The organism is Spirillospora sp. NPDC046719 (assembly GCF_040645715.1).
Lineage (GTDB): Bacteria > Actinomycetota > Actinomycetes > Streptosporangiales > Streptosporangiaceae > Spirillospora.
Window position 1 is genome coordinate 1 of sequence record NZ_JBEYYT010000167.1, and the last position, 18,405, is coordinate 18,405.

Genomic DNA, 18,405 nt, shown 5'->3' on the forward strand with positions numbered 1-18,405 from the left:
TTCGTCCACCCTTGACTTTGGAGCCTCTGCGGCCCCTAGGCAGGTGTTGGGGGCAGGCTCCGCCTGCCCCGCCCCGGGTCGCGCCGCCCCCACCGCTCTCCACGTAAAGGGGCGGTTGTCGAGTGGGTCTGCCGTCGGAGCCGTGCAATTCTGGGCTGTCGAAATTTCGCATAGGTATAGCTGGCCATACCTATCTGTGGGGTGATGATAATCCATCCCTTCTTTGATGATGAGTGCGTCGGTTGGACGATATTATTGACCCATGCGCTCAGTTCGGGTCGATCTCGATGAGGCGTCCACTGTGGAATTGGTGGACGCTCTCTCGGTGATCGCCGCTGAACTCGCTGGACGAGACGTCCCTGATTCGGCGGCCGCTTGTCTGGAACTCACCGAGACTCTCGTCGCGGCTTCCGATATGCAGGAAAGCGCGCTGGCATCGTTCATCGGTCGGGTCGACGTCGCCGGAGAGCAGGCGCGATGGGGTTATCCCTCCACACAGGCGTGGCTGCGGTCTCGGTTGGGCATGCGCGACAGTCGAGCCAAGGAGCGCCTCACTCTTGCCCGGCAGCGTCATCGCCTCCCGCAGGTGGCCGAACGCCTCGCCGCCGGAGATCTTTCATACGGGTACGCCGCCGCTGTCGCCGACTCGGTGTCACGTCTGGACGACACCGACTGTGGAGAGGCTGAGGCGACCCTGCTCAGGTTCGTCGAGCAGGGCTTTTCGGCTGGGAAGGTCGCCGCGTTCGGGCGGCGGATTCGTGATGTCATCGCCGAGCGCGACGGCTCCGAGGACGCCCCGGATGAGGACACCAAGCGGGGCTATGACAAGTCGTGGATCACGACCACGCGTTCGCTGGACGGCGGCCGGTATGTGAAGGGGTGGCTCAACCCCGAGGATGCCGCGATCTGGGACGGCACTCTGGCCCCGTTGGCCAAGCCGGCCGGTCCTGACGATCGCCGTGACCTCGCCGAGCGGACGGCGGCGGCGCTGTCGAGTGTGCTGTCGGGTGGGCACAAGGCGTCCAAGGTCACGGTGATCTGCGACCTGGAGACGCTCACCGGCGGCAACGCTCCGGGTCGCCTTGCCGATGGGACTCCGATTCCCGCTGCCCAGGCCCGCCGCATCGCGTTGGCGGCTGGGGTGTCGCCCCTGCTTCTGGGGCGGGGGAACACTCCGCTGTACCTGGGCTATCGGGAGCGGTTCGCTTCCGCCGCGCAGCGGCAGGTGCTGGAGACGCTGTACTCCTCGTGCGCGGTGCGGGGATGTGAAGTGCCCGGGGCGCTGTGCGAGGTCGACCACGTGCATGGGTGGGCGCTCGGGAGATCGCCCACTGACATCGATCAGCTCGCCCTGACGTGCGGATGGCACAACCGCTTCAAGCACGCCAACCCCGACCGGATCCGCATCAGCAAAGATCCAGAGGGGCGGTACATCTACCGGCTTCTTCCGCCTCGGGACGTGGGGGTGCCCCGTGCCACGAGTCCGCCCGCCGAGCTCGATCGGGCTGCCTGAACCCCTGCGAAAATCAGCGGTGCGGCCGCCTGGTGCCGAAGGCTTTCGCTGCCCGGAAGGGGGGTCTTGTATCTGGTCAGGGGCGGTGCAAGCGTGGAAGTGATGACGAGAGGGGGGAATCGTCATGATGGAGATCAAGAGCATCGAGAAGCCGGACGACCGCCGCGACTTCCCCAGGGGGCACCTGGAGGTCGTGAACATGTCCGGGCTGGTGTTCGGCAAGGCGACGTTCGAGCCGGGATGGCGCTGGACGGAGTCCGTCCGGGACATCGCGGGCACCGAGCTCTGCGAGGTGCACCACAACGGCTACGTCGTCGACGGGCGCATGCGGATACGGACGAGCGACGGCGCCGAGCAGGAAGTCGGGCCCGGCGACGTGTTCGTGGTCTCGCCCGGCCATGACGCGTGGGTCGTCGGGGACGAGCCGTGCATCGTGTTCGACTTCGCCGGGAACATCGGCGACTACGCGAAGGCCCAGTGAGCTTCCCGGGTGTCGGCAAGAGTCGCCGAGGTCCGCGGGGTACCGCGGGCAGTAGATTCTAGAGATGGACGATCGGCCGACTCTCGACGACATCCGGCGGGCACCGAAGGTGCTGCTGCACGATCACCTCGACGGTGGCGTCAGGCCCGCGACCATCGTGGACCTGGCGCGGGACAGCGGGTACGAGGCGCTGCCCACCACGGACCCGGAGAACCTCCGGGCGTGGTTCGAGGAGGCGTCCAACTCCGGGTCGCTGGAACGGTACCTGGAGACGTTCTCGCACACCGTCGGGGTGATGCAGTCCGTCGAGGCGCTGACGAGGGTCGCGTACGAGTGCGGCGAGGACTTGGCGGCCGACGGGGTCGTGTACGCGGAGGTCCGGTACGCGCCGGAGCAGCATCTGAGCGGCGGCCTGACGTTGGAGCAGGTCGTCGAGGCGGTACTGGACGGGTTCGCGAAGGCCCGCCGGGACTTCGGGATCCGGGTCGGGACGCTGGTGACGGCGATGCGGCACCAGGCGCGGTCGATGGAGATCGCGGAGCTGGCCGTCCGGTACCGGGACCTCGGGGTGGTCGGGTTCGACATCGCGGGCGCGGAGGCGGGGTACCCGCCCACCCGGCACCTGGACGCGTTCGAGTACCTGCAGCGGGAGAACGCGCACTTCACCATCCACGCGGGGGAGGGTTTCGGGCTGCCGTCGATCTGGCAGGCGATCCAGTGGTGCGGCGCGGACCGGCTCGGGCACGGGGTGCGGATCATCGACGACATCGAGGTGGACGGGGACGAGGCGCGGCTCGGCCGGCTCGCCGGGTACGTGCGGGACAAGCGGATCCCGCTGGAGATGTGCCCGACGTCGAACATCCAGACGGGCGCCGCGAAGTCGATCGAGGAGCACCCGATCGGGCTGCTGCGGCGGCTGAGCTTCCGGGTGACGGTGAACACCGACAACCGGCTGATGAGCGGGACGACGCTGTCGCGGGAGTTCGCGAAGCTGCGGGACGCGTTCGGGTACGGGTGGGACGATCTGCAGTGGTTCACGGTGAACGCGATGAAGTCGGCGTTCGTGCCGTTCAACGAGCGGCTGGAACTGATCAACGGGGTGATCAAGCCCGGATTCGCGCAGCTCAAGTGGAGCGGCGCGCGGCCCCTGGCATGATCGGGCCATGCTGACCATTCGCTCCACCGGCGGGCGCATCGCCGCGTACGTGTGGCTGGTGTTCGCCGGGCTCAACATCATCGACCTGGTGTTCGGCGTCACCGGCGACGCCACGTACTCGCTGGCCGCCTTCACCATCGGGGCGCTGCTGCTGCTCGGCTGCGGCATCGCCTACACGGTCGGGCTCCGTCCGGCGATCATCGGGACCGAGGAGGCGGTGACGGTCCGCAACCCGCTGCGGGAGACGCGGGCGCCGTGGCCGGCCGTCCGGGAGATCGTGGGGACGAACGCGGTGACCGTGAAGTTCGACGGGCCGGACGGGCGGGAGCTGGAGACGCGGGCGTGGGTGCACCAGACGTCGCCGCGCGCGCAGGCGAAGGCGGAGGCGCGGGCGCGCCGGTCGGAGGACAAGATGGCGGCGGCGCTGAAGGGCCGGACGCCGGCGGCGTACGCGGCGCAGCAGCTGAACGAGATCCGGGACCGGCAGCGGACGAAGACCAGGTCGGGGGCGCCCGACCGGGCCGCCGAGGCGAAGGCGGACAAGGACGGCGCGACCGGGACGATCAGCTGGTCGGTCCCGGCCCTCGCGTCCCTGCTGGTTCCCCTGGTGGCCCTGATCGGGCTGCTGGTCGCGGGCGCGGTCAGGTGAGGGCGAGCGCGGCGGAGACGTCCTCGCGGAGGGCGTCGAGGTCGGCGGCGGCGCGTTCGCGGGCCGCCGCGACGTCGCCGGACACCGGGCGGACGACCTCCAGGTAGCACTTCAGCTTGGGTTCGGTGCCGGACGGCCGGATGACGACGCGGGCGCCGCCGAGGCGGAACCGCAGGCCGTCGGTGGGCGGCAGGCCGTCCACGCCGCCGGACAGGTCGTCGAACGCCTCCACGGCGCGTCCGCCCAGCTCGGCGGGCGGGTTCGCGCGCAGCCGCGCCATCGCGCCGGCGATCAGCGACAGGTCGTCCACCCGTACCGACAGCTGGGACGTGGCGTGCAGCCCGTACCGGCGGGCCTGGTCGTCGAGGAGGTCGAGCAGGGTGCGGCCGTCGCGGCGGGCCTCGGCGGCGAGCGCCGCGACGGCGAGGGCCGCGCCGATGCCGTCCTTGTCGTTGACCAGGACGCCCCGGTCGTCGCCGACGCTGTAGCCGAGGGCCTCCTCGTAGCCGAACACGAGCCGGTCGCCCGCCCCGCCCGCCTTCATGATCCACTTGAAGCCGGTGAGGGACTCGGCCGACCGGACGCCGTGCTCGCGCGCGATCGACGCCAGCAGCGACGACGACACGATCGTGGTCACCACCAGGCGGTCGTCGCCGGTGGTGTGCCGCAGGACGTGCTCGGCGAGCAGCCCGCCGACCTCGTCGCCGGTCAGCGCCCGCCAGCCGCCGGGGCCGGGGACGGCGACGGCGCAGCGGTCCGCGTCGGGGTCGTTGGCGATCACCAGGTCGGCGTCCCGGTCGCGGGCGAGCGCGAGGGCCAGGTCGAGCGCGCCCGGCTCCTCGGGGTTCGGGAACGCGACGGTCGGGAAGTCGGGGTCGGGCTCCGCCTGCTCGGGGACGACGACGGGCGCGGGGAACCCGGCCCGCTCGAACGCCGCGAGGAGGACGTCGCGCCCGACGCCGTGCATCGGCGTGTAGACGATCGAGATGTCGCGCTCATCGCCGAGGCGCAGGTCCGCCAGGGCGTCCAGGTAGAGGCGGGTGTCGTGGTGGACGGTCCAGTCCGAGCCGAGCGGCAGCTCGTCCACGCGGCCGACCGCGTCGATCGCGGCGGAGATCTCCGCGTCGCGCGGCGGGACGATCTGCGCGCCGTCCCCCCAGTACACCTTGTAGCCGTTGTCGCGCGGCGGGTTGTGGCTCGCCGTCACCATGACGCCCGCCACGACGTCGCCGAACGACCTCGTGAAATGGGCCAGGACGGGCGTCGGGACCGGGTCGGCGAACACCTCGGCGCGCAGCCCCGCGCCCGCCAGCACCGCCGCCGTGTCCTGCGCGAACCGCCGCGACCCGTGCCGCGCGTCGAACCCGACGATCACCCGGCCGCCGGCCGGGAGGCACGCGGCGAGGCCCGCCGCCGCACGCATCACCGTCACCCGGTTCATCCGGTTCGGCCCGGCGCCCAGCTCGCCGCGCAGCCCCGCCGTCCCGAACTCCAGCCGGGACCCGAACCGGTCCGCGAGGGCCCGGTCGTCGCCCGCGTCGAGGATCGCGCGCAGCTCGGCGCGGGTGTCCGGGTCCGGGTCCTGCGCCAGCCATTCCTCGGCGTATCCGCGAAGGTCGCTCATGCTCACAGCTTCGTCAGGACGGTGCCGAGCAGCTCGCCCATCCGGCCCGCCGCCGCGCGGCCCGCCGCCAGGACCTCCTCGTGGTCCAGCGGCTCGCCGGACAGGCCCGCCGCGATGTTGGTGACCAGCGAGATCCCCAGCACGTCCGCGCCGCCCTGCCGGGCCGCGATCGTCTCCAGCGCCGTGGACATCCCGACCATGTCGGCGCCCATCGTCCGCAGCATCCGGATCTCCGCCGGCGTCTCGTACGTCGGGCCCCGGAACGCCGCGTAGACGCCCTCCGCCAGCGTCGGGTCGACCTCCTTCGCGAGCGCCCGCAGCCTCGCCGAGTACGCCTCGGTCATGTCCAGGAACGACGGCCCCGTCAGCGGGTTCGCGCCCGACAGGTTCAGATGGTCGGAGATCAGCACCGGGTCGCCGACCCGCTGGTGCTCCGGCCGCAGCCCGCCCGCCGCGTTCGTCAGCACGACGGTTCCGACGCCCGCCGCCAGGGCCGTCCGGACGCCGTGCACCACCGCGTCCACGCCGCGTCCCTCGTACAGGTGCGTCCGGCCGAGGAACACCAGCGCCCGGTGCCCGCCGACCTCCACGACCCGGACCTTGCCCGCGTGGCCCTCGACGGCGGGCGCCGCGAACCCCGGCAGCAGCGTGACGGGCAGCTCGTCGTCCGGCGCCCCGAGCGCGTCGGCCGCCGGGACCCAGCCCGACCCCATCACCAGCGCCACGTCGAAGGAGTCGATGGAGGTGCGCGTCCGCAGCTCGTCGGCGGCGGCCCGCGCCAGGTCAAAAGCGTCGTTGCTCACATCGCCGACACTACAGCCGTCCCCCGGCAGGGCGATCCTCGCTCCGCTCCGGTCGCCCGCCGCCCCGCGTCGACTCACTCGCGGGAAGGGCGCCGCCCCGCGGGTGATCCTCGCTCGGTTCTGGTCGCCCGCCGCCCCGCGTCGACTCACTCGCGGGAAGGGCGCCGCCAGGAGGCGCGCTCTCTCGCTCTGCTTGGCGGGTCAGTCGCCTAGGGATTTGCAGGGGCGGGTGCGCAGGTCCTTGACGTAGTCGTCCGGGGCGCCGGCCGCCTCGGCGGCGTCGGCGAGGATGCCGAGGTAGTGCGCGGACGGTAGGCCGCCCTCGTAGTCGTCCAGGACGTAGAGCCAGCACAGTGCGTCGCCGTCCAGCGTCTGCACGCGGACCCGGATCTTGCGGTAGACGCCGAGCGCGGCGCCCTCCCACGCGTCCAGCTCCTTCTCGTCGAAGGCCGGGACGTCGTAGATCACCACGAAGACCTGCTCGAAGTCGTCCTCGACGACGGTCGCGAGGGCCCCGTCGAAGCCCTGGCCGCCGAAGGTCAGCCGCCAGCCGGTCAGCCAGCCGGTGCCGCGCATGGGCGAGTGGGGAGCCCGGCTCGCCATCTGCTCGGGGTCCATGTTGGAGGCGTACGCCGCGTACAGAGCCACGTTGGCCAAGGCTACGCCACATGAGAGGGCGGGACCGCTGCGGAGCGTCGTTCGCGTACCCGCGGGTCTTATCACTGGTCTGAGTAGGAAACAATGGGAGATGTGACCCGCATCGTGATCATCGGAGGAGGACCGGGCGGCTACGAGGCCGCACTCGTCGCGGCGCAGCTCGGCGCGGACGTGACCGTCATCGAGCGGGACGGGCCCGGCGGCGCGTGCGTGCTCACCGACTGCGTCCCCTCCAAGACGCTCATCGCCACGTCGACCCGCATGGCGGTCATGTCCGAGTCCGCCGGGCTCGGGCTGCGCTTCAGCGGCGGTCCCGACGGCATCGTCGGCGGCCTCGAGGTCGACATGGCCAACGTCAACAAGCGGGTGAAGGACCTCGCGCGGGCCCAGTCGTTCGACGTCGCGGAACGGCTCGCCTACGAGGAAGTGAAGATCGTCCGGGGTGAGGCGCGGCTGGTGGAGCCGCACGTCGTCGCGGTCGGGGAGCGGCGGATCCGGGCCGACATCGTGCTGATCGCGACCGGCGCGACGCCGCGGGTGCTGCCCGGCGCCGAGCCGGACGGGGAGCGGATCCTCAACTGGCGGCAGCTGTACGACCTGCCGGAGCTGCCCGAGGAGCTGATCGTGGTCGGGTCCGGCGTCACCGGCGCCGAGCTGGCCGGGGCGTACCTGTCGCTGGGGTCGAAGGTCACGCTGGTGTCCTCGCGGGACCGGATCCTGCCGACGGAGGACGCCGACGCCGCGTCCGTGCTGCAGGAGGTGTTCCTGCGGCGCGGGATGAACGTGATGTCGCGGTCGCGGGCCGCGGGCGTCGAGCGGTCCGGGAACGGCGTGATCGTCACGCTGGAGGACGGCGGCAAGGTCGAGGGCACGCACTGCCTGATGACGGTCGGGATGGTGCCGAACACCACGGGCATCGGCCTGGAGGAGGTCGGCGTCACCTGCGACAAGCGCGGGTTCGTCGAGGTCGACAAGGTCTCCCGGACGTCCGTCCCGCACATCTACGCGTCCGGCGACTGCACGGGCGTGCTGATGCTGGCGTCGGTGGCGGGGATGCAGGGCCGGATCGCGATGTGGCACGCGCTCGGCGAGGCCGTCCAGCCGCTGAAGCTCGGCTGGGTCGCCTCCAACATCTTCACCGACCCCGAGGTGGCGTCGGTCGGCGTGACGCAGCAGATGGTCGACTCCGGCGACGTCAACGCCCGGACGGTCATGCTGCCGCTGTTCACCAACGCGCGCGCCAAGATGCAGGGCTTCGAGGACGGCTTCGTGAAGCTGTTCTGCCGGCCGTCCACGGGGATCGTGCTGGGCGGCGTGATCGTGGCGCCGCGGGCCAGCGAGCTGATCCTCGGCGTGTCGATCGCAGTGCAGCAGCACCTGACGGTCGACCAGGTCGCGCACACGTTCGCGGTGTACCCGTCGCTGTCGGGCAGCATCACCGAGGCGTCCCGCCGCCTGATGTCCGAGCACGCCTACTAAGACGGCCGGGCGGCGCCGCCCCGGGGCGGTCGGTTGAGCGCGGTCAGCGGCGGTCGGGCGGGTGCAGGCCGTGGCGGTGCAGGCGGGACCGGCGCAGGTCCTCGGCGGTGATCGCGACCGTGAGGGTGCTGGCGACGAACGCCAGCAGCGGGACGGCGGCGCGGATCCACGTCGGGCCCGGCAGGAGCGCCAGCAGCAGGCAGACCGGGACCATCACGTACAGGTGCCGCAGCAGCAGCCGGCCCCGCCAGCCCGCGTCGGTGAGGTCGTGCCGCACCCACTCGCGGTTGCGGGGCGGCAGCCGGAAGCCCAGCGCGTACCGGACGCGGCCTAACGGGCCCGGGTCGCCTGGTATGCGGGTCATGCTCGGGAGACCACCTCAGAAGCCGCCGAAGTCGTTGCCGCCCCAGTCTCCGCCGCCGCCGAAGTCGCCGCTGCCGAAGTCCCAGCCGCCGCCGACGTCACCGCCGTCGCCCCCGAAGCCGCCGTCACCGCCGCCGAACCCGTCGCCGTAGTAGCCGCCGCCCCAGCCGAAGCCGCCGCCCATCAGCGACCCCAGCGCGGTGCCGAGCATCAGGCCGCTGAGCAGGTCGAAACCGCCGTAGCCGTAGTAGTAGCCGCCCGCGTAGGGCGCGTAGGCGGGGCCCGCGTCCCAGTAGGGCCGCCGCGCGCCCCCGTACGGGACCATCCGGACGTCCGGGTCGTGGCCCTCCAGGACGGCCCGCGCGTCCGCCGCGCAGGCCGGCACGGACCGCGCCACGCCGCCCGGAGGCGCCCACGTGACGTCCTGGACGGACGGGCCGTGCTGCGGGTTGAAGAAGCACGGCGGGCGGCGCTCGGGCACGGGCTCGCCCGCCAGGCGGGAGCGGGTCGCGGTCATGTAGTAGCGGCCGTCTTCCAGCGCGGTGGTGACGGCCTGCATGTCCTGCGGCTTCTGGGCGCGCTCCGTCGCGGTCTTCGCCTTGTCGTAGGAGTTCATGGCGCGCTCGTAGTCGGCGCGGGTCTCCGGGTCGAGGCCGGGGTCCATGACGTTGAGGTCGAGCCGGGCGATGTCCTCGCCGAGCAGGGTGACGTCCTCCTGGACGCCCTGCTTCAGGTCCGCCATCTGCCGGGCGTGCCGCTCGCGGCGCCGCTTCCGGGCGACCAGGACGGCGCTGGTGACGGCCGCCGCGATCACGACGAGGACGCCGATCACGACGTACCCGACGACCGCGCCGGACTGGGCTTTGTCGTCGACCTTCTTCTCGGCGAGGTTCCCGAACTGGATCAGCCGCTGCTTGAGCGGCGACCCGTCGGTGCGGGTGACGAGCTGGTTGATCTCGTTGGTGTCGAGCTTCTTCGAGATCCCGCCCATCCGGGTGCCGTCGGCGGTGATCGCCACGTAGGTCTGGCCCTTGCCGACGCGGTTCGCCACGGCCTTCAGCATCTGCCCGACCTGCGGCCCGCTCACGTCGTTGCGGACGACCACGGCGCGGATGTCGGCGTCGTGGTCGCCGTCGAGCGCCGACCTGATCTGCTGCTGGTCGGCCGCCGACAGGTTCGCGCCGGAGTCGCTGGTGACGTACAGGCGCGAGCCGAGCAGGCCCTTGGCGATCTGGCCGACCGTGTCGGCGGGAAGCGCCGCCGGGGCCGTCGCCCGAGCGGGCGCGGCCCGCCCGGCCTGTGTGGCTTGCGCGGACACTGCCTGTGCGGACACTGCCCGCGCGGTCTGCGGAGACGCGGCGTGCGCGGGTGCGGCGAGGCCGGGGGCCGCGAGGCCCGCCAGCACCGCCACGGCGAGGACCACCGCCGATACCGCGGCGCGGAGCACCGGCCGGACGGTACGGATCTCGGAACTCATGATGTCAGTCTGCCCCCTCATGAAGGCCGACGACCGGGCCGCCGCACGCGTTCCGTAAAAACCGCTTTTAGTGACGAAAACGACACCCCCATCCGAACCGGGCCGGACGGGGGTGCCGTGGGAGACGCCGCGCGTCAGTCCTTGATCTCGCAGATGACCGCCCCGGAGGAGACGGTCTGGCCGACCTCGGCGGACAGGCCGCTGATCGTGCCGGCCTTGTGCGCGGTGAGCGGCTGCTCCATCTTCATGGCCTCCAGGACGACGATGGTGTCGCCCGCCGCGACGGTCGCGCCGTCCTCCACGACCGTCTTGACGATCGTGCCCTGCATCGGGCTGACCAGGGAGTCACCGGACGCCTGGGCGCCGCCGCCCTTCTTGCCGCCGCGCCGCTTGGCGGGCGCCCCCTTGCCGGCCGCGGGGGCCGCGGACGCGCCCAGCCCCGCGGGCAGCACGACCTCGATGCGCCTGCCGCCGACCTCCACGGTGACGCGCTCGCGCTCGCCCGCCTCGGCCTCCTCGCCCGCGGCGGTGGGGTCGAACGGCGGGATCCGGTTGTCGAACTCCGTCTCGATCCAGCGGGTGTGGACGCTGAACGGCGTCTCGTCGTCCGCCGGGACGAACGCCGGGTCGTCCAGCACCACCCGGTGGAACGGCAGCACGGTCGGCATGCCGTCGATCACGAACTCGTCCAGCGCCCGCTTGGCCCGCTCGGCGGCCTGCCGGCGCGTCGCGCCGGTCACGATCAGCTTGGCGATCAGCGAGTCGAACGCCTGCGGGACGGTCTGCCCGGCGACGTAGCCGGAGTCCAGCCGGACGCCGGGGCCGGACGGCGGGTCGAACGCGGTCAGCGTGCCGACGGCGGGCAGGAAGCCGCGCCCCGCGTCCTCGGCGTTCAGCCGGAACTCGAACGAGTGGCCGCGCAGCACCGGGTCGTCGTAGCCGATCTCCTCGCCGTCGGCGACCCGGAACATCTCCCGGACCAGGTCGACGCCCGCGACCTCCTCGGTCACCGGGTGCTCGACCTGCAGCCGGGTGTTGACCTCCAGGAAGGAGATCGTCCCGTCCTGGCCGACGAGGAACTCGCAGGTCCCCGCGCCGACGTAGCCGGCCTCCTTCAGGATGGCCTTGGACGAGGTGTACAGCAGCTCCAGCTGCTCGTCCGACAGGTACGGCGCGGGGGCCTCCTCGACGAGCTTCTGGTGGCGGCGCTGCAGCGAGCAGTCCCGGGTGGACACGACGACGACGTTGCCGTGCTTGTCGGCCAGGCACTGGGTCTCGACGTGCCGCGGCTTGTCCAGGTACCGCTCGACGAAGCACTCGCCGCGGCCGAACGCGCCGACCGCCTCGCGGACCGCCGACTCGTACAGCTCGGCGACCTCCTCCAGCTTGCGCGCCACCTTCAGGCCGCGGCCGCCGCCGCCGAACGCCGCCTTGATCGCGATCGGCAGGCCGTGCTCCTCGGCGAACGCGACGACCTCGTCCGCGCCCGACACCGGGTCCTTGGTGCCGGCGACCAGCGGCGCGCCGACCTTCTGGGCGATGTGCCGGGCCTGCACCTTGTCGCCGAGCGCGGTGATCGCGGCGGGCGGCGGGCCGATCCAGGTCAGCCCGGCGTTCTCGACGGCCGCCGCGAAGTCGGCGTTCTCCGCCAGGAACCCGTAGCCGGGGTGCACGGCGTCCGCGCCGGCCTCGGCGGCGACCTTCAGCAGCTTGTCGATGTCCAGGTAGCTGTCCGCCGCGGTCTGGCCGCCCAGGGCGTACGCCTCGTCGGCGACCCGTACGTGCAGCGCCTCCAGATCGGGTTCGGCGTACACCGCCACACTGGCCAGCCCCGCATCGCGACAGGCACGGGCTATACGAACCGCGATCTCACCGCGGTTGGCGATCAGGACCTTGCGCACGTGGGTCTCCTCCCTAAACCTCGCACGCAGTCTAGATAACCGCCGTTCGAGGTTTTCGTAAGGCCCTCCTTATTGCACCTGGACGCCAGATTTCAGGGCGGATGCCGCTCAGCGGGACCTATCGCGCACCCCCGTGCCAGCAGGCGCTCCCGGGCGGCCCGGTGTCGATCGCGGCCCGGGTCTTGGTCGCGGCGCGGCGTTGATCGCGCGGTCTTGGTCACGGCGCGGTCTTGGTCACGGCCCGGCCTGGGGCGGGTGGTCCTCGACGGACGTCCGGGCACGGCGAAGGCCCGCGCCTCGGGGAGGCGCGGGCCTTCGATCGGACGTGCCCGGGGCCGCGCCGGGGCGCGGTGGCGGCCCGGCGGGCGCGTCCGGACGCGTCAGCTCCCGTTGTACCGGCGGTTGAACCGCTCGACCGCCCCGGTGGTGTCCAGGACCTGCTGGCGGCCCGTGTAGAACGGGTGGCTCGCGGACGACACGTCCACGTCGACCAGCGGGTAGGTGCGGCCGTCCGTCCACTCGATCGTCCGGTCCGTCTCGGCCGTCGAACGGGTCAGGAAGGCGTAGTCCGCGCCACGGTCGCGGAAGACCACGGGCCGGTACTCCGGGTGGATCCTGTTCCTCATCGTTCCTCCCTGGTTCTCGGCTGTTCACCCCTGCAAACAGGGTGGCAACGGTTTTCATTCCCCGGTTTCCGGAGCGCCGCCCGAAGCCCGCCGCGCCGGTGTATCTTCGCCAGTGATCAGCTTCGCGACCGGGCTTCGCCGCTGAGCCTCGCCATCGGGCCTGGCCCTGGGCTCCGTCGCTGATCAGCCTCGTCAGCGAGCGGGAACGCATGGGAAGGGGCCGGATGGCTCGCCACTGGACCCGGGCCGGCCTCGCGGTGGCCCTGGCCTGCTGCCTCGCGGCGCCGTCGTCCGCCGTCCGGAGCGGCCCGTCCGCCGTGGACGCCGTCACCACCCGGCAGCTCACGGCCGCCGCCGGAACGCTGCTCCAGGGGCGCTCCGAGGCGCTCGTCCAGCGGCACGCGCGCCCCCATCCGGAGGTGCCGACGGAGGTCCTCGGCGTCCGGATCTCCCCGCGCGTCGCCCGCGTCCAGGAGCGGGCCTTCCGCGAGCTGGAGAACAGCAACCGCGCCCCCGTCGAGGGCGGCCCCGCCTACACCGGCGCCCGCACCAGCCTGGACGCCCGGCGGGCCGTCCGCACCGGCGACCGGATCACGCTGGACGCCGTCGAGCACACCGTCGTCCGCTACCGCACGGGCAAGGTCACCCAGTCGGTCCCGCGCCGGTTCGACTTCCGCCAGCGCGGCGACGACATCGTCCTGGTGGGCGAGCGGGTCCTCGATCCGAAGGCGCAGCCGGTGAACGACCCGGCCCCGCGCTCCCGCTGACGTCCTTTCCGGCATTGCGGGCATCGTTCCGGAAAGCCCGTGGCGGCCGCTCTGAAATGCCTTTGACGGACAGTAATTAAGCGGGTCACGGCATTGCGGAGCGTCGCCGGTCGGTGGCGCCGGGCCGCGAAACCTCCACCTGGCGGGGGCTGTGTGGCCACATCCGGTCACACTCGAACGGCGGGATTACGGGTGTTTCGTCGCCCGATCTCCGATGTGCCGCTGGATTCCCGTGATCGGGGAGGCGTAGGCTGGCGCCATTCTTTCGCAGTGCGGCAGGACCGGAAAACGTTCCAGTTGAAGTCCCGCCCCCGGCGGGCGGCGGATGGCGACGGAGGGTCGGAGCGATGAGCGGTGACAAGCGCGGCGCCAACCTCGGCGAGCTGGAGGAGCTGTCCCGGATCTTCAGCAAGCACTCCAAGAACCTGGACGCCCTGATCAGGGACCTCAACGGCCGCACGGTCAGCAGCAGCGCCGCCTGGTGGGGGCCCGGCGCCGACCGGTTCCGCAGCGCCTGGGCCGAGGCCAAGACCGCGTTCGACAAGATGGCCCTCGCGCTGGAGCAGGGCAGCCAAGACATCCGCAAGTCCCAGCAGAACATCGAGGCCGCCACGCGCTGACGCCTCGTCACGGACCGCGGGTCCCGGCCCATCCCCCCGAGGCCGGGACCCGCATCATTTTCTCCGCATGCCCCGCAGGGCCCGGTTTCCGGGCGGCGGCCGCCGGCTCCGGGGAAGGGGCCGCTACTCGGCGCTGACCGGAGGCGGAAGGGCCACCTGGATCTGGGTGGTGGCGCCCGCGGCGACGAACAGGCCCCGGCCGGTGGGCCCCGCCAAGGGGGCGTTGCGCGGAAGGCGCAGCCCGAACAGGTCGCCGTCGTCCGGCGACTCGACGGACAGCAAGACACCGGAGCGCGACCGGCGGGCGTCGGCGAGGAAGCCGCGGTAGCCGCGGCCTATGTCGGCGGTCGTGCCGCCGACGACGACGGCGTGCTCGCCGTCGCGGGCGGTGCGCAGGACGTCGCACAGGGCGTCGTCCATGTCCGTCTCGTCGAGGAGCTCGGCGTCGTCGACGACGACGGCGTAGCGGTGCTCGTCGCCGATCGCGCGCTCCAGGTCGTCGGGGTCGGAGTCGGACGTGAGCACCCCGAGGACGCCGGGCCGCCCCGACAGCAGCCGCAGCGGGGAGCGGCGCGGGGTGACCAGGACCACCGGGACGAGCCCGCCGCCGACGGCCGGGTCCAGCAGCGAGTGCACGATGGTGCGCAGCGTGGTGGAGCGCCCCGACCGGGGCGGGCCCGCGACGGTGAAGCCGGGACCCTCGTTCAGCAGGTCGGCGCCGACCGGGGCGAGGGTGTCGCCGCCGACGCCGACGAGGGCCCAGAGCGCGGACGGCGCGAGGAACGCCTCGTCCAGCGCCATCGCCTCCCGGTAGGTGACGCGGACGGGCAGCTCGTCGACGTGCAGGGGCCGCTGGCGGCGCGGTAGGCGGCCGTAGCGGGCGACGGAGGCGCGGGCGATCTCCTGGAGGGCCGCGACCTGCGCGGTGCCGGACGGGTCGTCGCCGAGCAGCCCGATCTGGGACGCGCGCGGCGCGGCGCCGGGCGCGGCGGGTTCGAGGGCGCGGCCCGGCGGCATCGCGGCGGGGACGTGCCGGTCCTGCAGCCCGGCGTAGGCGTAGTCGTTGGGGTCGGCCATCCGCAGGACGAGGCGGCGGTCGAAGACCGTGGAGATCTGCCCGCCGAGGCCGGTGCGGTCGCCGGTGAAGACGGCGCGCAGGCCGACCGCGGCGCCCTCGCGCAGCAGCCGGAGGGTCTGGTCGACGAGGCGGCCGTAGTCGTAGTGCTCGAACGCGCCGAGGAACCCCTCCCAGCGGTCGAGGAGCAGGACCATCCAGGGCAGCCGGTCGGTGGCGGCGACGGCGGCGCGCTGCTCGGCCAGGGACGCGAACCCGGCCTCGGCGAGGAGCTGCTGGCGGCGGGCGACCTCGGCGGCGAGGGCGGTGAGGAGGCGCTCGCAGCGGTCGAGCTGGTCGCGGGTGACGACGGCGCCGCAGTGCGGCAGCGAGATCAGCGGCAGGAGCGCGTTCGCGCCGCAGTCGATGGCGTACAGGTGGGCGTCGTAGGGGGAGCAGGCGCCCGCGAGGGACCCGGCGATGGTGCGCAGCGCCGTGGACCGTCCCGACTGCGGCGATCCGGCGATGTACAGGTGGCCGCCCGCCGCGAGGTCGAGGACGAGCGGCTCGCGCGACTGGACGGCGGGCAGGTCGGTGATCCCGAACGGGACGGCGGGGACGTCCACCACCGAGCCCCCGGCGGCGGTGCGCGGGGTGAGCCGGACCAGCTCGGGCAGGGGGGTGAGCCACGGCGACGGCTGCCGGGCGATCCCGGCGCGGCGGGCGGCCTCGTCGACGGCCTGGACGAGGACGGCGAGGTCCGTGGCGGGCGCGTCGCCGGAGGGCTCGTCCGGGGCGGGCAGCGGATGCCCGAGGCCCTGCCAGGGCAGCGGCCGGACGCTGGTCCGCCGGCCCGCGGGCCCGGCGCGGCGCCCGCCGATCCGGGCGGACTGGACGGCGTGCGGCGCCGCCGCGCCGGACCGGACGTAGCAGCGGCCCGGCGTGGACTTGGCGATGCGGGCGGCCTCGGGGCCGTCGATGACGTCCGTGGACTCGTCGGGGTCGGTGACGCGCAGCGCGATCCGCAGGTTGGTGTTGGCGCGGATGTCGGCGGTGACGACGCCCGCGGGCCGCTGCGTGGCGAGGATCAGGTGGACGCCGAGGGAGCGGCCGCGGCGCCCGATGTCGACGAGGCCGGCGACGAAGTCGGGCAGCTCGGCGACCATCGCGGCGAACTCGTCGATGACGAGGACGAGCCGCGGCAGCGAGCCCGCCGCGTCGTTGTGGTCGTCGATGTCCTTGGCGCCGGCCCGCAGCAGGATCTCCTCGCGGCGGCGGAGCTCGGCGGCGAGGGACTCCAGGGCGCGTTCGGTGGCGTGCCCGTCGAGGTCGGTGACCATGCCGACGGTGTGCGGGAGGCGCGCGCAGTCCTTGAACGCGGCGCCGCCCTTGTAGTCGATGAGGACGAACGTCATCTCGTCGGGGCGGTTCGCCACGGCGAGGGACGCGATGAGGGTCTGCAGCAGCTCCGACTTGCCGGCGCCGGTGGTGCCGGCGATGAGGCCGTGCGGGCCGTCGGTGCGCAGGTCGATCTCGTAGGGGCGGCCGGGACGTCCGGGGCGGTCGCCGGTGCCGAGGCCGATGGGGACGCGGGTACTGCGTCCGCCGGTGCGGGACCAGGACTGGAGGATGTGCTCGGCGGTGGGTTCGGCCATGTCGAGCAGGTCCAGGAGGCGGACGTCCGACGGGATGGCCTCCTGGGCGTCCTCGCGGGACACGTCCCGTACGGGCGCCAGCGCGCGCGCCACGCGTTCGGTCCAGGCGGGGGACACCTGGTCGGCGAGCACGGGGCCGAGGTCGTCGAGGCCCTGCCCACGGAGGTGGACGAAGGACGGGTACTGCGAGTCCCACTCGGCGACGGCGTTGCACTCTTCGGGGAGAAGGCGCTCCTCGTCGTCCACGCAGATGGCGTGGATGCCGTACTCGGCGCCGCGCGACAGCAGCATCGGCATGCCGGGTATCCGGCGCAGTGCGCGCGCGCCGTCCAGCACGAGCAGGATGTTGTACGGGACGGCGTCGGCGGGCTTGCCCTGCCCGAAGAACGCGGACTCGGCCTGCGCGGCGCGGCGCCGTTCCGTGACGCGGATCGCGAGTTCGGTGACCCGGTGCGCGGCGGACTCGGGGTCGGTGCCGACGAGCGCCACGCACTCCTCGCCCTCGCGCGGCGCGCAGTGCGGCAGCCACCGCACCCAGTTCCACGCGTCCCCCGCGTGCTGGTCGGCGGACAGCACGATGATCGACAGGTCGCGGGGGCTGTGCAGGACGGCGGCCTGCGCGACGAGCCAGCGGGCGAGGGCCCGGGACGCGGCGCGCGGCCCGGTCAGCCCGAGCACGCCGATCTCGCCGAGCGGCAGCGCGACCGGCACCAGTCGGGCGGCCGGGACCGGCAGGGCGCCGGCGTCCCCGCCCGCCGGGTCGGTCAGCTCGATGCGGGCGGGCAGGTCGGCGACGCCGAGCCGCAGGTGCAGCGTGTCGGGGTCCTCGCGGCGGCGCTCCCACAGGCGGCGGCGCGGGCCCGTCGCGGTCAGCAGCACCTCGGCGGGGTCGGGGTACAGGGCGCGGCGCTCGGCCTCGTCCTCGCGGCGCAGCCCGTCCAGCTCGCCGCCGAACGCGTCGGCCCTGCGCTGGTACTCCTTCAGCGCCTTCTTGTACGACTTGCGGCCGTGCATCCGGTCGCCGACCCATTCGCCGACGGTCATCACCGGCCAGGCCAGCGCGAACAGCGCCCACCACCACTGGTGCAGCCCGAACGCCATGGCGAGGCCGAACACCGCGAACAGGATCGCGCCGAACAGCCGGAGGCGCTCGCGCGGGTTCCGCTCGGGCCGCTTCGGGATCTCCAGCGTGCGGACGCGGTGCGCGGGCGCGAGCCGGGGCGGCCGGTTGAACGCCAGGCCGCCCTCGGGCAGCGGCTCCAGGTGCGTGTCGGGCGCGGCGCTCGGCGCGAGGGTCAGCACGCTCGCCCCGACGGTCAGCATCCCGCCGACCGGCCAGGCGGTCTTGGCGGTGAGCGGTTCGCCGTCGAGCCGGGCGGCGCCCTGCATCGTCATCGCGGACGCCTCGACCTGCACCTCGTCGCGGCCGACGGTGAGCCGCAGCGACCGGGCCGGGACGGACGGGTCGCCGAGCACCACGTCGACGTCGTCGCCGGACCCGATCGTGCTGACGCCGAGCCCGAGCCGGTGCACCGGCCCCGCCGCGGGCCCGCCGACGACCCGGACCTCGACCAGCCCGG

15 protein-coding genes are annotated in these 18,405 nt (G+C 73.2%); 7 read left to right on the top strand and 8 right to left on the bottom strand.

Annotated elements, in window-relative coordinates; all coding sequences use genetic code 11:
- Positions 1–262: 262 nt before the first annotated feature.
- From ABZ914_RS26315 to ABZ914_RS26330, 4 genes are all read left to right on the top strand, one after another.
- Positions 263–1,513, top strand: a complete 1,251-nt coding sequence (locus ABZ914_RS26315; RefSeq protein ID WP_500196450.1) for an HNH endonuclease signature motif containing protein — start codon at positions 263–265, stop codon at positions 1,511–1,513.
- 124 nt (positions 1,514–1,637) lie between these two features.
- Positions 1,638–1,994 (top strand): cupin domain-containing protein, encoded by a 357-nt coding sequence (locus ABZ914_RS26320; protein ID WP_500196452.1) that lies wholly within the window; start codon positions 1,638–1,640, stop codon positions 1,992–1,994.
- Positions 1,995–2,058: 64 nt separating this feature from the next.
- The gene (locus tag ABZ914_RS26325; RefSeq protein WP_433141756.1) at positions 2,059–3,150 is read left to right on the top strand and encodes an adenosine deaminase; all 1,092 of its coding nucleotides are present in this window, start codon (positions 2,059–2,061) and stop codon (positions 3,148–3,150) included.
- A gap of 7 nt (positions 3,151–3,157) precedes the next feature.
- Positions 3,158–3,799: a PH domain-containing protein gene (locus tag ABZ914_RS26330; protein WP_500196454.1), complete on the top strand. Its 642-nt coding sequence runs from the start codon at positions 3,158–3,160 to the stop codon at positions 3,797–3,799.
- Here the strand turns inward: ABZ914_RS26330 and ABZ914_RS26335 are convergent.
- From ABZ914_RS26335 to ABZ914_RS26345, 3 genes are all read right to left on the bottom strand, one after another.
- Entirely contained in the window at positions 3,792–5,423 is a 1,632-nt protein-coding gene (locus tag ABZ914_RS26335; RefSeq protein WP_500196456.1) for a phospho-sugar mutase, read from the bottom strand. The two genes, ABZ914_RS26330 and ABZ914_RS26335, sit on opposite strands and share 8 nt — an antisense overlap.
- Positions 5,424–5,425: 2 nt before the next feature.
- Positions 5,426–6,226, bottom strand: coding sequence for a purine-nucleoside phosphorylase (locus tag ABZ914_RS26340; protein WP_500196458.1), 801 nt, complete (start codon positions 6,224–6,226; stop codon positions 5,426–5,428).
- A gap of 201 nt (positions 6,227–6,427) precedes the next feature.
- Positions 6,428–6,874 carry a gamma-glutamylcyclotransferase family protein gene (locus ABZ914_RS26345; RefSeq protein WP_151543661.1) on the bottom strand — a complete coding sequence of 149 codons (447 nt, stop codon included), beginning with the start codon at positions 6,872–6,874 and terminating at the stop codon, positions 6,428–6,430.
- 102 nt (positions 6,875–6,976) lie between these two features.
- On the opposite strand from ABZ914_RS26345, the gene ABZ914_RS26350 reads away from it, so the two are divergent.
- The gene (locus ABZ914_RS26350) at positions 6,977–8,362 is read left to right on the top strand and encodes an NAD(P)H-quinone dehydrogenase (protein ID WP_500196459.1); all 1,386 of its coding nucleotides are present in this window, start codon (positions 6,977–6,979) and stop codon (positions 8,360–8,362) included.
- 43 nt (positions 8,363–8,405) lie between these two features.
- Here ABZ914_RS26350 and ABZ914_RS26355 read toward each other — a convergent pair whose 3' ends face one another.
- The 4 genes from ABZ914_RS26355 to ABZ914_RS26370 all read right to left on the bottom strand — a co-directional run bounded on the left by ABZ914_RS26355 (position 8,406) and on the right by ABZ914_RS26370 (position 12,729).
- On the bottom strand, positions 8,406–8,726 hold the full coding sequence (locus ABZ914_RS26355) for a DUF5313 family protein (protein WP_190867428.1): 321 nt from the start codon (positions 8,724–8,726) through the stop codon (positions 8,406–8,408).
- A gap of 15 nt (positions 8,727–8,741) precedes the next feature.
- Entirely contained in the window at positions 8,742–10,202 is a 1,461-nt protein-coding gene (locus ABZ914_RS26360) for a hypothetical protein (protein ID WP_500196462.1), read from the bottom strand.
- Between the two features lie 134 nt (positions 10,203–10,336).
- Positions 10,337–12,103, bottom strand: coding sequence for an acetyl/propionyl/methylcrotonyl-CoA carboxylase subunit alpha (locus ABZ914_RS26365; protein ID WP_500196463.1), 1,767 nt, complete (start codon positions 12,101–12,103; stop codon positions 10,337–10,339).
- A gap of 380 nt (positions 12,104–12,483) precedes the next feature.
- On the bottom strand, positions 12,484–12,729 hold the full coding sequence (locus ABZ914_RS26370; RefSeq protein ID WP_500196465.1) for a type B 50S ribosomal protein L31: 246 nt from the start codon (positions 12,727–12,729) through the stop codon (positions 12,484–12,486).
- Between the two features lie 224 nt (positions 12,730–12,953).
- Between ABZ914_RS26370 and ABZ914_RS26375 the strand changes: the two genes are divergently transcribed.
- Both ABZ914_RS26375 and ABZ914_RS26380 read left to right on the top strand, forming a co-directional pair.
- A complete protein-coding gene (locus tag ABZ914_RS26375) occupies positions 12,954–13,496 on the top strand; it encodes a hypothetical protein (protein WP_433141739.1) in 543 nt (180 codons plus the stop codon).
- Positions 13,497–13,843: 347 nt separating this feature from the next.
- Positions 13,844–14,116, top strand: coding sequence for a WXG100 family type VII secretion target (locus ABZ914_RS26380; RefSeq protein ID WP_151543653.1), 273 nt, complete (start codon positions 13,844–13,846; stop codon positions 14,114–14,116).
- Positions 14,117–14,239: 123 nt separating this feature from the next.
- On the opposite strand, the gene ABZ914_RS26385 is transcribed toward ABZ914_RS26380, so the two are convergent.
- Positions 14,240–18,405, bottom strand: a 4,166-nt coding sequence (locus ABZ914_RS26385; RefSeq protein WP_500196466.1) for an FtsK/SpoIIIE domain-containing protein, incomplete at its 5' end; no start/stop codon positions are given.

Coding starts and splice junctions, on each gene's coding strand:
- ABZ914_RS26315 (WP_500196450.1), top strand. CDS start 263: ATGCGCTCAGTTCGGGTCGATCTCGATGAGGCGTCCACTGTGGAATTG.
- ABZ914_RS26320 (WP_500196452.1), top strand. CDS start 1,638: ATGATGGAGATCAAGAGCATCGAGAAGCCGGACGACCGCCGCGACTTC.
- ABZ914_RS26325 (WP_433141756.1), top strand. CDS start 2,059: ATGGACGATCGGCCGACTCTCGACGACATCCGGCGGGCACCGAAGGTG.
- ABZ914_RS26330 (WP_500196454.1), top strand. CDS start 3,158: ATGCTGACCATTCGCTCCACCGGCGGGCGCATCGCCGCGTACGTGTGG.
- ABZ914_RS26335 (WP_500196456.1), bottom strand. CDS start 5,423: ATGAGCGACCTTCGCGGATACGCCGAGGAATGGCTGGCGCAGGACCCG.
- ABZ914_RS26355 (WP_190867428.1), bottom strand. CDS start 8,726: ATGACCCGCATACCAGGCGACCCGGGCCCGTTAGGCCGCGTCCGGTAC.
- ABZ914_RS26360 (WP_500196462.1), bottom strand. CDS start 10,202: ATGAGTTCCGAGATCCGTACCGTCCGGCCGGTGCTCCGCGCCGCGGTA.
- ABZ914_RS26370 (WP_500196465.1), bottom strand. CDS start 12,729: ATGAGGAACAGGATCCACCCGGAGTACCGGCCCGTGGTCTTCCGCGAC.
- ABZ914_RS26375 (WP_433141739.1), top strand. CDS start 12,954: ATGGCTCGCCACTGGACCCGGGCCGGCCTCGCGGTGGCCCTGGCCTGC.
- ABZ914_RS26380 (WP_151543653.1), top strand. CDS start 13,844: ATGAGCGGTGACAAGCGCGGCGCCAACCTCGGCGAGCTGGAGGAGCTG.